The 13,487-nt window shown below is 46.7% G+C and carries 11 protein-coding genes; 6 read left to right on the top strand and 5 right to left on the bottom strand.

Annotated features, from left to right (window positions below):
* Window positions 1-93: 93 nt before the first annotated feature.
* A complete protein-coding gene (locus BN1938_RS13320; protein WP_050641075.1) occupies window positions 94-2,193 on the bottom strand; it encodes an FtsX-like permease family protein in 2,100 nt (699 codons plus the stop codon).
* Window positions 2,180-2,938: an ABC transporter ATP-binding protein gene (locus BN1938_RS13315; protein WP_050641074.1), complete on the bottom strand. Its 759-nt coding sequence runs from the start codon at window positions 2,936-2,938 to the stop codon at window positions 2,180-2,182. Before BN1938_RS13315 ends, BN1938_RS13320 begins: the two co-directional genes overlap by 14 nt.
* 174 nt (window positions 2,939-3,112) lie before the next feature.
* Here BN1938_RS13315 and BN1938_RS13310 point away from each other — a divergent pair, with 174 nt between their 5' ends.
* From BN1938_RS13310 to BN1938_RS13300, 3 genes are all read left to right on the top strand, one after another.
* The gene (locus tag BN1938_RS13310; RefSeq protein WP_242843860.1) at window positions 3,113-3,871 is read left to right on the top strand and encodes a LytR/AlgR family response regulator transcription factor; all 759 of its coding nucleotides are present in this window, start codon (window positions 3,113-3,115) and stop codon (window positions 3,869-3,871) included.
* A 23-nt stretch (window positions 3,872-3,894) separates the two neighbouring features.
* Window positions 3,895-5,184: a sensor histidine kinase gene (locus tag BN1938_RS13305; RefSeq protein ID WP_050641073.1), complete on the top strand. Its 1,290-nt coding sequence runs from the start codon at window positions 3,895-3,897 to the stop codon at window positions 5,182-5,184.
* 211 nt (window positions 5,185-5,395) lie between these two features.
* Window positions 5,396-6,013 (top strand): DedA family protein, encoded by a 618-nt coding sequence (locus BN1938_RS13300; RefSeq protein ID WP_025655512.1) that lies wholly within the window; start codon window positions 5,396-5,398, stop codon window positions 6,011-6,013.
* A 13-nt stretch (window positions 6,014-6,026) separates the two neighbouring features.
* Here the strand turns inward: BN1938_RS13300 and BN1938_RS13295 are convergent, their stop codons facing one another.
* From BN1938_RS13295 to BN1938_RS13285, 3 genes are all read right to left on the bottom strand, one after another.
* Window positions 6,027-7,424 carry a sensor histidine kinase gene (locus tag BN1938_RS13295; protein ID WP_050641072.1) on the bottom strand — a complete coding sequence of 466 codons (1,398 nt, stop codon included), beginning with the start codon at window positions 7,422-7,424 and terminating at the stop codon, window positions 6,027-6,029.
* On the bottom strand, window positions 7,421-8,131 hold the full coding sequence (locus BN1938_RS13290; protein ID WP_050641071.1) for a response regulator transcription factor: 711 nt from the start codon (window positions 8,129-8,131) through the stop codon (window positions 7,421-7,423). The genes BN1938_RS13295 and BN1938_RS13290 overlap by 4 nt, the downstream gene beginning before the upstream one ends.
* Before the next feature lie 202 nt (window positions 8,132-8,333).
* Entirely contained in the window at window positions 8,334-9,791 is a 1,458-nt protein-coding gene (locus BN1938_RS13285) for a DUF4474 domain-containing protein (RefSeq protein ID WP_242843859.1), read from the bottom strand.
* Window positions 9,792-10,080: 289 nt separating this feature from the next.
* Here BN1938_RS13285 and BN1938_RS13280 point away from each other — a divergent pair, with 289 nt between their 5' ends.
* The 3 genes from BN1938_RS13280 to BN1938_RS13265 all read left to right on the top strand — a co-directional run bounded on the left by BN1938_RS13280 (window position 10,081) and on the right by BN1938_RS13265 (window position 13,486).
* A complete protein-coding gene (locus BN1938_RS13280) occupies window positions 10,081-11,307 on the top strand; it encodes an ABC transporter substrate-binding protein (protein ID WP_050641070.1) in 1,227 nt (408 codons plus the stop codon).
* A gap of 217 nt (window positions 11,308-11,524) precedes the next feature.
* Entirely contained in the window at window positions 11,525-12,403 is an 879-nt protein-coding gene (locus BN1938_RS13270; RefSeq protein ID WP_050641068.1) for a branched-chain amino acid ABC transporter permease, read from the top strand.
* A 9-nt stretch (window positions 12,404-12,412) separates the two neighbouring features.
* A complete protein-coding gene (locus BN1938_RS13265; RefSeq protein WP_050641067.1) occupies window positions 12,413-13,486 on the top strand; it encodes a branched-chain amino acid ABC transporter permease in 1,074 nt (357 codons plus the stop codon).
* Window position 13,487 lies beyond the last annotated feature (1 nt).

The raw sequence follows: 13,487 nt of genomic DNA, 5'->3' as shown, positions 1-13,487 counted from the left end.
ACCGGCATTTTTTGCATGCCGGTTCCCCTTTTTGTCCCGTATAAGTTTTAATCGCAGCTTTTATAGAAAACAGCCGTTCCCATTGGCTGTATATCACAGAATCCCAAGTATTTGTTGAGATTTGCGGAGTGCGCGTCTGTATACTGCATAGAGTACACCCCAGATCAACAGCATCAGCAGTCCTAAATAACCCAGATTCATAAGCTCACTGTTTGATAGACTTCTATCATTGAAGATGGACATGAATAAGGCATAGAGCCAGGCGATGGCACATCCAATAATTGCGGGGTACTGGAAGATTTTCCGCAGCTGCTTTTTCAAAATGTTTTTATTATAGGCCGGACTGGCTCCGAGCTTTGTCAGGCTTTCGAAAAGCGCCTTATTATCTGTGGCCACCGTAATGCTCCGTACATAGCTCATAATCGTGATGGTTGCGAGCATGATGATGAAAATATACAGGCAGAGCATGACGTAAACGGATATTTGCTGCATATGCTCCTGACGCATCTGGACGGTTAAACGGGGCGCATATTTCCAATCGGAAGGAGCGCGTTCCATATCAGGGGAAAGCCCGATACTTCCGGCATATCCATAAGTCTCTCCGTTTTCCTGCGCGGTCCGGTCCTCCCATGCATCATAATTTCCCATGAAATCAGACAGGCTGCTGGTGTGGCGTACATATTCCATCTGCAGTGCTTTCGCAAAATTATAGGAATGTTCTGTATCTTTTACATCGAAGCAGATGATCTTTTCCATGTACTGGCTTCCGAGAGAGGCCGATGCAGCCTGATAATCTGCATCATTCAGAACATAGGCAAAGGGCGAACTCATATCGCTCAGAGCGTCGAATTCTAAGGTGCCGCCAAAGGAAAGCTGAAGAGTTTTACCGGTATCCGGATTGTAGACAGCGTACAGCCCGTCTGTGAATTCCCATATCTTTTCCTTGTAATCTTTATAGGTAATAGTCTGATACGTATTCGGTTCTACGGAGATATCCTGACCGCTGATCTCCTCATAGGCGCTCTCCGGGAAAAACAGCGCTAGTTTGCCATTCTTAGCATCCAGGGTAACATATTTGTTGTCAATCATATCCCGGTAGCGATAGGAGACCACAAGATTCGCGGCATCGTTTTCCGCATAGGATGCCAGGGTTATCTGATATTCATCGGCTAAATTCTCAATATCATTTTTGGTAATCTGTTCTTCCTCTGCCGGAAAATGAAAAGAATATGCTTTTTCATTCCCATCCATGGAAATTCCGGTAGTGTCGCTGTACAACATGCCGAAAAATGCAGCAAACAAACAGCAGAACAGTAAGAGTACGATAACGCACATGTTTTTGGTTGTTACTTTTGCAGTAAAACGCATCATACTGATAGATACCAGATTGCTATAGTATTTATCTTTACGTTTTCCCGCCGAATTCTGAGACACGCAGCTTAGTATGATCAGATAGATTCCGGCAAGGGCAACGAAATAAATAAGGTTAAAGATAGAAGGTATATGGATATAAAATAATTTTGCGCAGATGGACGGTACACCCAGTCCGAGCACGATTCCTGAGACCGTTAGGATGATGCCAAGCTTCCTGGTCCAGGAAGGGATTTCTTTTACCGTCTCGGTCTTCTGGCCTGAACGTAGAATATCCATGATATCGGTTCTGTGTAAAAAGCGTCTGCCCGCAAGAAAGAGCAGCAGAGTCAGGACAATGCAAAATGCAATTCCTACCATAAATCCCGTCCATCCGAAGCGGTATGCCATATCCTCGGTGGGGAGAAGGAAGGACTCGAAGAGCTTCCAGATACCAAACGATACCGGAACAGACAGGATCAGGCCAATCAGCGCACTAAAGCCTGTGACAAAGGCAAGTTCTGAAAACAGCAGCGGCCGCAGCGCTTTTTTTGGAGAACCGAGCGCCAGCAGAATGCCGTATTCCCGGCTCTTATACCGGAAGAACAAGCTGGATGCATAGAGGGTGAATATAGTGCAGCCCACGGCTGTAACAGCCAGCAGAAGAGAAGCGAGCTTCCGCGTGTCCCCGCCCTGCGGCAGAAAATCCTGTACAGTAGGTCCCAGGTACATCAAGGCATAAGAGGTAATCAGCAGGACAGAGAGGGAGATGCAGAATCCCAGGATCAGGTACTGCCCTTTATTTTGTTTTCTGAGTTTTGAAAAAATGCTATGCAGCGTCATTAGAATCGTCACCTCCAAGTATTCTGAGTACATCCAGCAGCTGGTCCATAAATTCCCTGCGGCTTCCGGTGCGCACCAGTTCCTGGTTCACCTCACCGTCTTTCAGCACAATTACCCGGTCGCAGAAGGATGCGGCGTAGCTGTCATGGGTTACCATAAATACGGTTGCATGCATTTCTTCTTTTGCCTGAAGAAATGCGTCGATAACAGCACGGCAGGACTTGCTGTCCAGGTTGCCTGTAGGTTCATCCGCCAGCAGCATGTAAGGCTGGTTCATCAGAGCCCTGGCAACCGCCGTCCGCTGTTTTTCTCCGCCCGATATTTCAGCAGGATATTTAGCTGCGATCGGGTCGATGCCGAATATCTCACAAAGCCGTTTCGCCTTGGCTTCCATCTGAGCGGCCGGCTTTTTTGCAATGATCTGCGGGAGGCAGATATTTTCGAATACAGTCAGACCGTCCAGGAGCATGAAATCCTGGAAGACAAACCCCATATGCTGATTCCGCACAGCTGCAAGCCTGGCTTCATTGAGGCCGGAGAGATCTTTTTGATTCAGCAGTATTTCGCCGCTGTCGTGGGGGATAAAACAGGAGATGCAATTTAGCAGTGTCGTCTTGCCGCTTCCTGAGGGCCCCATAACTGCAACGAATTCCCCTTTCTTAATTTCAAATGAAATATCTTTAAGCACCGGATAAACGGCGGCTCCTGTCTGATAACTTTTACTTAAATGATTGACCTTTAACATCTTGTGATTCCTCCTTGTATTCTCTGTACTTGATGACTCTATTTTAGTGGATCAGGGGAAAAATAAATATCTGCCGTACTGTCAAGTTTGGCATAGATTCTGTCATATTTGGAAAGTGCATGTAACAGAATTCAGGGAAAGGGATTGCAATTATGGCGGTGGGTATGATAGCCTATGGAGGAGAACGGAATCTGGGGGATATACGAGATGAGAATTGCAATCTGTGATGACGAGAAAAAACTGAGAAACAGCCTGCGCAGGGTGCTGGAGACGCAGCTGCAGCTGGATGGCGTGGACTATGAGATTCAGGAATATGAGTGCGGGGAGGATCTGCTTGCCCGGATAGAACAAAATGTGCCGGATATATTGTTCCTGGATATAGAGATGAATGGAATGGACGGAATGGAGACGGCCAGGGAGCTTCGCAGGAAATATCAGGATACGGTGCTGATCTTTGTGACAGCCTATCCGGATTTTGTGTTTCAGGGATATGAGGTGCATGCCTTCCATTATATATTGAAGCCTTATAAAGAGGAGAAGATACGGGAAGTACTCGGGAAAGCCGTGGAAGAGACCGGGCTGAACCAGGAAAAGTATTATCTGGTAGAGCAGAAAGCGGGGACGCTGCGCCTGCCGTTTGGAAGGGTACTGTATTTTAAAAGTGAAGGACGGACCGTGGAGGCATTGCTTGACAACGGAGATATGGAAGGCAGCGCTGCTTATGAAATCGTAAAATTTTATGGAAAGCTTGGTGAGATTGAGGAAGAGATGCCGTCGTTTTTTATCCGGATACATAACCGGTATCTTGTGAATCTGAAATACGTGGATAAGCTGGAGGGAAGCAGTCTGGATTGCGGCGGGCAGAGCCTGCCGGTCAGCAGGGCATATAAGCAGGCGGCGGCAGTAGCATTTGCGAAGCTGATGTTGAAGTAGCATTTTGCACAGGAAGGGACAACATGTATATAACAGGGTTTTTTGACATATTGGGGACAGGCTTATATTTTATAGGGAGTTACTTTTTTTACCGTACTCTTACCTGCTTTTTGGAACCGCGCAGACAGTTTATCCGGCGGGCAGTGAGTTATCTTATTGGGTTGTGCGTATGTTCCGTGGTGATATTTCCAAGGGATGTGGTAAATATTACGGTTACGATTCCTCTTTTTTTCGCAATGCTGCTGATTGGATTCAGGCAGAAGATACTGGTAAAGGCTTCTGTTGTGCTTATGTTTTTTCCGATCGTCATCTCTTTTAATTTTTTGATACAGCAGATTGGGACATGGATCTGGATAAATATGCTGGCAAGAAACGAAATTGCCAATGCGGTATTATCGAATCTGTCCTACATTTTAAATACCTTGTTCTGGTATTGGTTTTGGAAGATTTCGGAAAATAAAACCAGGGAGATGGTGGATACTCTGGATGAGCAGTCGTGGCTTCTTCTGGATGCGGTCTGTCTGGCATCGCTGACCGCTGTGATGAGCTGTGTTTACTATACGCCGAAGGAATCCTATAAAGTATGGCTCTGTATGCTGGCGTGTCTGATTACCAATTTTGCAAGTATCAGGCTGGTATTCTATCTGGCGGAGAATATCCGCGGCCGCCTGGAACAGAAAAATGAAAAACTGCAGCAGGATTATTACAGAGAATTAGAGGCCGGGCAGCAGGAACTGCGGAAGTTCAGGCATGATATGAATAATCATTTCAGTGTGGTGGCGGGCTTGATGGACGATGGAAAAGAGGAGGAAGCAAAGATATATTTTCGGAAACTGTCAGGACAGCTTAGCGCAAAAGGGCGTTCGCTCTGCAGAAACAGTATTGTCAATGCGGTTCTGAATGCAAAGTACAACCGGGCATTGGAACAGGGAATTGACTGCTTTTTTAATATTGAGATTGACGAGTTGTTTTTCATTGATCCTTTGGATATCTGTACCATCTTTTCAAATACATTGGATAATGCCATAGAGGCATGTATGAAGACAGACCCGGAGAAACGCAGAATATCTATGAAGGCGCGATGTACGGAAAAAGGGTATTTCAGTTTTGAGATTGAGAACTCCAAAAACGAGGAGGTTCTGATGGAAAACGGAAGATTCAGGACATGGAAAAAGGAGAAGCAGCAGCATGGGATCGGCATAGAGAATGTCAAAGATGTGGTGAGACGCTATCAGGGAACGGTGGATATTACCTATGATGCAGAGACATTTTGTGTTGTGATTCTGATCGCAGAGGGCAGCAGGCTGGCCTGACGATTTCTTTCAATTAAACGGATACCTGCCATTAAACATGATTCTGCAGCTCTGCTGAAGACCCGCCCGAAGGGCATGAGTTACGGGGTGCCCTTTGGATATGCTTCAACAGATCTGATGGGTTCTGCTATTATTTAGCGGCGAACAGGAATGATTCGCTCAATTTTTCATATACTTATTTTACAGAATGTGGTAAATGAAGGATGGGTTTATGCAGGAGATTATTATTCAGATTATGAATCAATTCGGATATCTGGGGGTCTGTTTCCTGATAGCTGTGGAGAATATTTTTCCGCCGATTCCTTCAGAAGTCATCTTGACTTTTGGCGGATTTATGACGACCTATACAAGGCTGACAGTACCGGGGGTCATTATTTTTTCTACTCTCGGCTCCACGATAGGAGCGCTTGTCTTGTACTGGGCGGGAACGGCGCTGAATCCGGAGCGGCTGGAGACACTGACCAAAGGGAAAGCATTCCGGCTGCTTGGGTTTGAAAAAGAGGATGTGGAAAAAACACTCTGCTGGTTCGATAAACACGGAAAAAAGGCGATCTTGTTTGGCAGGTGTATTCCGATTATACGAAGCCTTGTTTCGGTGCCTGCGGGGATGGCGGGAATTAATATGCCGGTTTTCCTCCTTTACACGATTGTGGGGAGTACCATCTGGAATATCGTACTCGTGTCGCTGGGAGCCATTCTGGGAGCTTCCTGGGAAGTTGTTCTGGTGTACATACAAAAATATTCGGCTATCATAAAAGCAGCACTGATTGTGGTCTGCCTGTATCTGGTAATACGGTTTATGTGGAAAAAAATAAAAGCTGCAAAATAAAAGCGCCGGCATTTCAGGAGAGAAATGCCGGTAATTTTATTCTGGCGAGAAAGCCGCCGTATTTGCTGTGTCCCAGTTCCAGTGAGCCGCCGTGGGCCATGGCGATCTGTTTTACGATCATGAGTCCCAGTCCATGCCGCTGTCCGTCTGTCCTGCTGTCACAGATCATATAGTGCGGAACCGTGTTTAACGCCTCCAGCTGTTCGTCCGTGACTCCCACACCGTTATCCGCAACCGTGATACTGCATGTTTCGTTCTCATAGGATACACTTACATATAGTGTACAGCCCTGGGGATTGTGCGTCTGGGCATTGACAAGCAGGTTAGATACGGCACGGCGGATGAGATCTTTATCTGTAATGGACATGCACATACTAAGTGATTCGTCTGTCTCCCAGTCTATGGGGTATCTGTTTTCCAGATCCATATTCAGCGCATCAACCACAGTCTGACGGATTATGGGAGTGATATCGTTTAGTTCCGTGTGCAGAGGCTGCATATTGTATTCCAGCTTCGATGCAAGGTTCAGGTCATTGATCAAATGTTTCATGCGGATACTCTGCTCTCGTATGACAGAAACCTTACCGCGCATACTCTCAGGCACCAAAGGAGACTCTTCCAGTTGTCCCGCATATCCCATAATCATAGAAAGCGGCGTGCGGATGTCGTGGGAAACACCCGCGATCCAGTTTGCCCTTGCCTGCTCCTGTCTGCGCAGTGCTGTTTCCTGAAGCTTCAGTTTTTCCGAGGTGCGGTTGACCGCCCGGGCTATTTCGGAAAACAGACCGGATTCTCTGACAGACACATGCTGACCGCCGGGGAGATTTTTGATGCCCTCAATGATCGGTTTTACTGTGCCCAGCAGGCGGGTAGTCACTGCCATGTAGATCAGAAAAATTAAAAGAAAATTCATGCAGATAAAAAGCAGTGCTGTTTTGGGAAAATCGGCAATCAGCTGATAGTCATAGGTATTGTGTACCAGTTTCCAAAAGCGGTCTTTGGGGAAGCCTACAACCAGAAGGCCGTCGGGATGGCTGCTAGTTGTAGTGGGATAATCCCTGAGATAAGCCCTGGACAGATAAGCAATGTCGGCAACGCTGTAGGAAGAAGGAATTTCCTTCGGGAGGAAATCACTGTGCCAGGTAACCTGAAGGGTCTGTCCATCGATAAGGACTGCCCAGGCGTTATCTGTCTTCAGCTGTGCAGCCGCACTGGCGTCCAGGACATATGGACCGTCTGCCTGTTTCGTTAAAGCCGCGGATATCGTGTCGGCTGTCGTCCATCCTCCCTGGCTTTTTAACTGGCGTCCGGCTGCGAGAACCAAGAGGGCCAGGTTCAAAAATAGAAGAAGAAAGACGGACAGAATTAAGATTCCAATAAACCGCCGGATCAGTTTTGGGATACTTTTCATGCCTGTTCCTCCTCAACGATCAGTTTGTAGCCTAACCCCTTTACTGTGAGCAGGGACTCGGGGGAGGACGGTGCCTTTTCTATCTTTTCGCGAAGCCTTCGGATGTGGGCCATCAGAGAATTTTCATAACCATAGGGGTTGTCGCCCCAGAGGGCTTCACAGAGGAGATCAGTAGTGACAATCCTGCCGGCATTGCGTGAGAGTGCGGCCAAGAGTTCGAATTCTTTCGCTGTCAGCGACAAAGTGCCGTCTTCGCGTATGACTTCCGCCCGTTCAAAATCAACGGTACAGTGGGCAAGCCGCAGAAGAGGCGTTTCATGCTTATAGCTTCTGCGCAGGATGGCTCCCAGCCGCAGGGTCAGTTCCCAGGGCAGAAATGGTTTTACAATATAATCGTCGGCGCCCAGCCCCAGCCCGCGGAATTTATCTTCATCTTCTCCGCGCGCGGTCAGGAACAGGACAGGAAAATCCGAGATCCGGCGTATCTCTTTGAAGAGTGTATATCCGTCTCCATCCGGCAGCATGACATCCAATACGGCCAGCTCCGGTTTCCAGGTGCGGCAGAGCTCCAGGGCGTCTTTTTGCGTGGAAGCGGTACGGATCCTCCGGTAGCCGTCGTCCTGCAGAATGGAGAGGAGCATTTCCAGCAGATCGTCCTCGTCATCGACCAGAAGGATTTTTTTCCCTTTTAAATAATCCAGTGACATGAACAGTCCCCCTTTTCCTATTTCTGTTATTATTATAGCATGGAGAATTTCTGAATTCCCTTTTCTGTCATAAATGTAAGGTAAATGTAAGTTTTAAAGATATAGATGAAATAAGAACAGGGGATCAGCAAATCCAGATTGCTGATCCCCTGATGCTTTATTTTTTTTAGTGCATTCCTGTTAATCAATGCCGGAAATACTTCTAATCTCTGAATTCATCTTCCTGTTCATCGTAAAAGAATTCATAATCTGAACTGTTGAATTCTGATTCATCAAATTGTCCGGAACGGTACATAGAATCTTCCGTCTCATAAGTGTCCCCGCTTATCGGGTAATTATTGCTTTGAAATCTGCCTTCCTGACGTGGGACCGCTGCATTCTGCCTGGACGGGCAGAGCCTTGGTGAACACGGACGGCAGGATCTCGGAGTACATGACCGGCAGTTATTTGGCTGACACGGCTGGCAGGATCCTGGCTGATAGGGCTTGCAGGATCCTGGCGGGCAAGGCCTCGGAGGTTTCGGCGGGCAAGGCCTCGGGGGCTCAGGCGGGCAAGGCCTCGGAGGTTTCGGCGGGCAAGGCCAGGGAGGCTCAGGCGGGCAAGGCCTCGGAGGCTTCGGCGGGCATGGGCTCGGAGGTTCAGGCGGGCAAGGCCTGGGAGGTTCAGGCGGGCATGGTATTGGTGGTACCGGCGGGCAGGGTTTTGGCGGGATTGGGGGAGTCGGTTCCGGTTTCAGGCCGTGGATGAGATCAATCAGCCATTTAAATGCCTCGTAAAATCCCCGTGCATAGAGAGAATGCAGGAAGAATTCATATACTTCCGGCATTGCCGTTTTTAGATATTCCAGTTTATCCAATGTGAATTTATACTTATGCGTTGCAAGTTCATATAGTGCACAATTATTTTTATTCGTCAGTTGTACGGCGGTTTCCTGTGCCGCGTTCCTGGTAAGCGACTGCGGAGTATGCGGTTTGTCATAATGAACCAGAACCGTCAGTCTTTTCACGGAGTACTCTTTTTTCGTATACCCGATCTTTTGGAGGGCGCTTACAAAGTTATCGCGCATTTCTGCATCCGGGAAGGTGATTTTTGCGTCCATTGTCAGTGTGTCTGTCTCGGAAAATTCGCCCAGCTTAAACCCTGTCAGCCACCAGTGAACCGCGCTTCGTTTGATTAGAACTTTTCGGTTTTTCTTAAGTACAAAGGACAGCGGTATCAATTCCGCGTCGCTGACAGCCTCATAGAAGGTTCCTTTGAATTTTTCGTGGTCAATGTCTTCTCTTATTGTATTGTAGACTCCGATTTCTCCTCCGGTGGTAATGCCGTACTGACCTTTCCAAAGTTCAATCAGCCAGCGTTTCCCGCCATAAGAAAATGTGACAGGCTCGCAGTCCATGATCATGTTAAAAAGCGGGGAACCCTCATCATAAGCCTCACAATACCCCATCTCTCTCTGCCAGCAGTTCATCAGGGAGTAAAAGTAATCCCCCTTCATATCATAGGCAAACCCGGTTTCCTTTAAATCCGCGTTTACATTAGCTGCCAGCAAAGCCTTATCCGAAGTAGGACTAAACTTGTGTGTACGCACCTTCCAGACGATGACAAATATCACAGCCAGAAGGAGCAGAACAGCGCCAATTATAATTAATATGGTCAACATGGATAGAATCCTTTCAATATAGTTACTTTATTTTATTCTGTAAAAAGTAAACAGTACCGGATTTTAAGTGAAAGTTGTGAAATTAAAAGCAAAGCGGCAGTAAAGATTAGATTTTTCATAGCAGCCGGATAAAGTTAGAGTCTGATAATTACCTGCGTTTCATATTGTTTAAAGAACCTTTGAAATATTCATTTATATCGGTCAGAAGCTTCTCTTTAGGATAAGAAATTCTATTGACAAAACAGAATTTCGAAGGTATCATAAATAAAACAAAAGGGAGGAATTTTTTATGAAAAAAGGAAAAGCAATTTTAAGCATTCTCTTGGCAGGCATGATGGTGCTTGGAGCAGCAGGATGCGGAGGCAAAGAAAAGAGTGCCGATGACAGTGCCAAAGACAGTACCTCAAAGAGCACTGCAGAGAGCACTGATTCAGGTTCTTCTGACGGCGATACCTTCAAGATTGGAGGCATCGGACCAACCACAGGCGGAGTGGCTGTTTATGGACAGGCAGTGAAAAATGCAGCAGAGCTGGCAGTCGCTGAGATTAATGAGGCAGGCGGCATCAATGGCAAGCAGATTGAACTGAATTTCCAGGATGATGAGCACGATGCGGAAAAGGCTGTTAATGCTTATAACACACTGAAAGACTGGGGGATGCAGGCGCTGCTTGGGACTGTAACATCTACGCCTTGTGTTGCCGTAGCCAATGAGGCATATGCAGACAACATGTTCTTACTAACACCATCCGGTTCAGCAGTAGAATGCGTACAGTACGACAACGCATTCCGCGTATGCTTTTCAGATCCCAACCAGGGGCTGGCATCCGCTAAATATATCGGAGAGAATAAGCTGGCATCAAAGGTAGCTGTAATCTATGACAGCTCTGATGTATATTCATCCGGTATCTATGAAAAGTTTGCAGAAGAAGCAAAGAACCAGGATTTTGAGATTGTTGCAGCAGAAGCATTTACCGCTGACAACAACAAAGACTTCTCAACACAGATTCAGAAAGCAAAGGATGCGGGTGCGGAACTGGTATTCCTGCCAATCTACTATACCGAAGCATCTTTGATCCTTGACCAGGCTAAAAAAGCTGGTTTTGATACGAAATTTTTCGGCTGCGATGGCCTGGATGGAATTCTTGCGGTTGAGAACTTTGATACATCACTCGCGGAAGGCGTAATGCTTCTTACACCATTTGCAGCAGACGCAGATGATGAGGCAACACAGAAATTTGTTTCTGCATACAAAGAAAAATACGGTGATATCCCGAATCAGTTTGCAGCAGATGCTTACGATGGAATGTATGCGCTGAAGGCTGCATTTGAAGCGGAGAATGTGACTCCGGACATGAGCGTTTCCGACATCTGCGAGGCAGCTAAAAAAGGCATGACAGCCATCAAGATAGAAGGTTTGACCGGCGGAGAAGAAGGAATTACATGGACAGCTGACGGAGAACCGAACAAGTCTCCAAAAGCAGTTGTCATCAAAGACGGTGCATATAAAGCAATGTAATAGCGGAGCGAAAGAAAGTAAAAACAGAAAAAATGCAAAAGAGAGCGGAGAACTGCCGGCATGTGGTTCTTCGTTCTTTTGTTACTGTGCACACCCCTACGGGCGTGCACAGTAACGTTCTTTTTTACAGAGAAAACAGGATTGCATAAAATTATTGTCGGAATCGCCCGTATATGCTATACTTTTGTGAGAAAAAAGAATGAGAAAGAGGTGCCTTATGAGTTTTTTGTCGTATTTAATTAATGGCATAAGCCTTGGCAGTGTCTATGCGATCATAGCGCTGGGATATACCATGGTTTATGGTATTGCCAAGATGTTGAACTTCGCTCATGGTGATGTCATTATGATTGGCAGTTTTGTTGTGTTCATAACTACGAGCGCAACAGGGATGAATCCGCTGCTGGCAGTTTTACTGTCTGTTGTAATCTGTACCGTACTTGGTATCGTGATTGAAAGACTGGCATACAAGCCGCTTAGGGGAGCTTCGCCGCTGGCCGTACTGATTACCGCGATCGGTGTCAGTTACTTTTTACAGAACATTGCACTCCTTTTATTTGGTGCAAATCCGAAATCCTTTACATCCGTGGTGAAGGTTCCGGCGCTGAATCTGGCGGGTGGTAAGCTGATTATCTCAGGAGAGACGATTGTGACGATTGTAACCTGTCTTGTAATCATGATTATCCTGACGATGTTTATGAAAACAAAACCAGGGCAGGCCATGCTGGCTGTATCCGAGGATAAAGGTGCAGCGCAGCTGATGGGGGTAAATGTCAACAAGACGATTTCCCTTACATTTGCGATCGGTTCCGGTCTGGCAGCAATTGCAGGCGTGCTCCTGTGTTCTGCATACCCATCCCTGACGCCTTATACGGGCTCCATGCCGGGCATTAAGGCGTTTGTAGCAGCGGTGTTTGGAGGAATCGGTTCTATCCCGGGCGCACTTCTCGGCGGTGTGATTCTTGGGGTGATCGAGATTCTTTCCAAGGCATATATTTCCTCACAGCTTTCGGATGCAATTGTTTTTGGCGTCCTGATTATTGTGCTGCTTGTGAAGCCTACCGGTATTCTGGGCAAGAAGATCAATGAGAAAGTGTAGGTGGGACAGATGAAAAAGAAGATGCTAAAGACTACAAAAAATAATTTTATTACATATGGCATGGTGATTCTGGCCTATATTATTGTGCAGATATTCCTATTATCCGGCAGCTTGTCCAATCTGATGCAGGGGCTTTTAGTGCCGCTGTGCACTTACGTCATTCTTGCGCTCTCCCTGAATCTAACGGTGGGTGTGCTGGGGGAACTGAGTCTTGGACATGCAGGCTTCATGTGTATCGGTGCGTTTACCGGAGCCTTTTTCTCAAAATGCACCTTCGGAACTATGCCGGACGGACTTCGTTTTTTCCTGGCCATTCTGATCGGTGCGCTGGTGGCAGCGGTTTTCGGTATTCTAATCGGAATTCCGGTTCTTCGTCTGCGCGGAGATTATCTGGCGATTGTGACGCTGGCATTTGGAGAAATTATTAAAAATGTGATGAATGTTCTATACGTTGGAAAAGATTCATCCGGATTTCATTTATCGTTGAAGGACCAGATGTCGCTCAACCTTGAAGAGGGCGGCGAAGTTATCATAAAAGGTGCGCAGGGAATCTCAGGAACACCGAAGAATTCTACTTTTACAATCGGTGTAATACTGGTTTTGATTACCTTGTTTATCATTCTTAATCTGATGAATTCCAGAGATGGACGTGCAGTTATGGCTATCCGCGATAACCGTATTGCTGCAGAATCTATCGGAATCAATATTACAAAATATAAATTAATGGCATTCGCAATCTCTGCCAGTCTTGCAGGTGTGGCGGGCGTCCTCTATGCACATAATCTTGCAACGCTGACAGCGCTTCCGAAAAATTTTGGATACAATATGTCCATCATGATTCTGGTATTTGTGGTGCTCGGCGGAATCGGAAATATGCGCGGATCTATTATTGCGGCAGTAATTCTTACCCTTCTTCCGGAAGTGCTCCGCGGGCTCAATGATTACCGTATGCTGATCTATGCGGTCGTATTGATTGTTATGATGCTCTTTAACTGGAGCCCGAAGGCTCAGGACTGGAAGGCGCGCCATTCCCTGAAGAAGTTATTTGGCAGAAAAGACCATGCAGCGAAGGGAGGGAACTAAG

Source organism: Eubacterium sp. SB2, from assembly GCF_001244405.1.
GTDB classification, from domain to species: Bacteria; Bacillota; Clostridia; order Lachnospirales; family Lachnospiraceae; genus Faecalicatena; species Faecalicatena contortus_B.
This window is presented reverse-complemented; position numbering and strand designations above follow the sequence as displayed.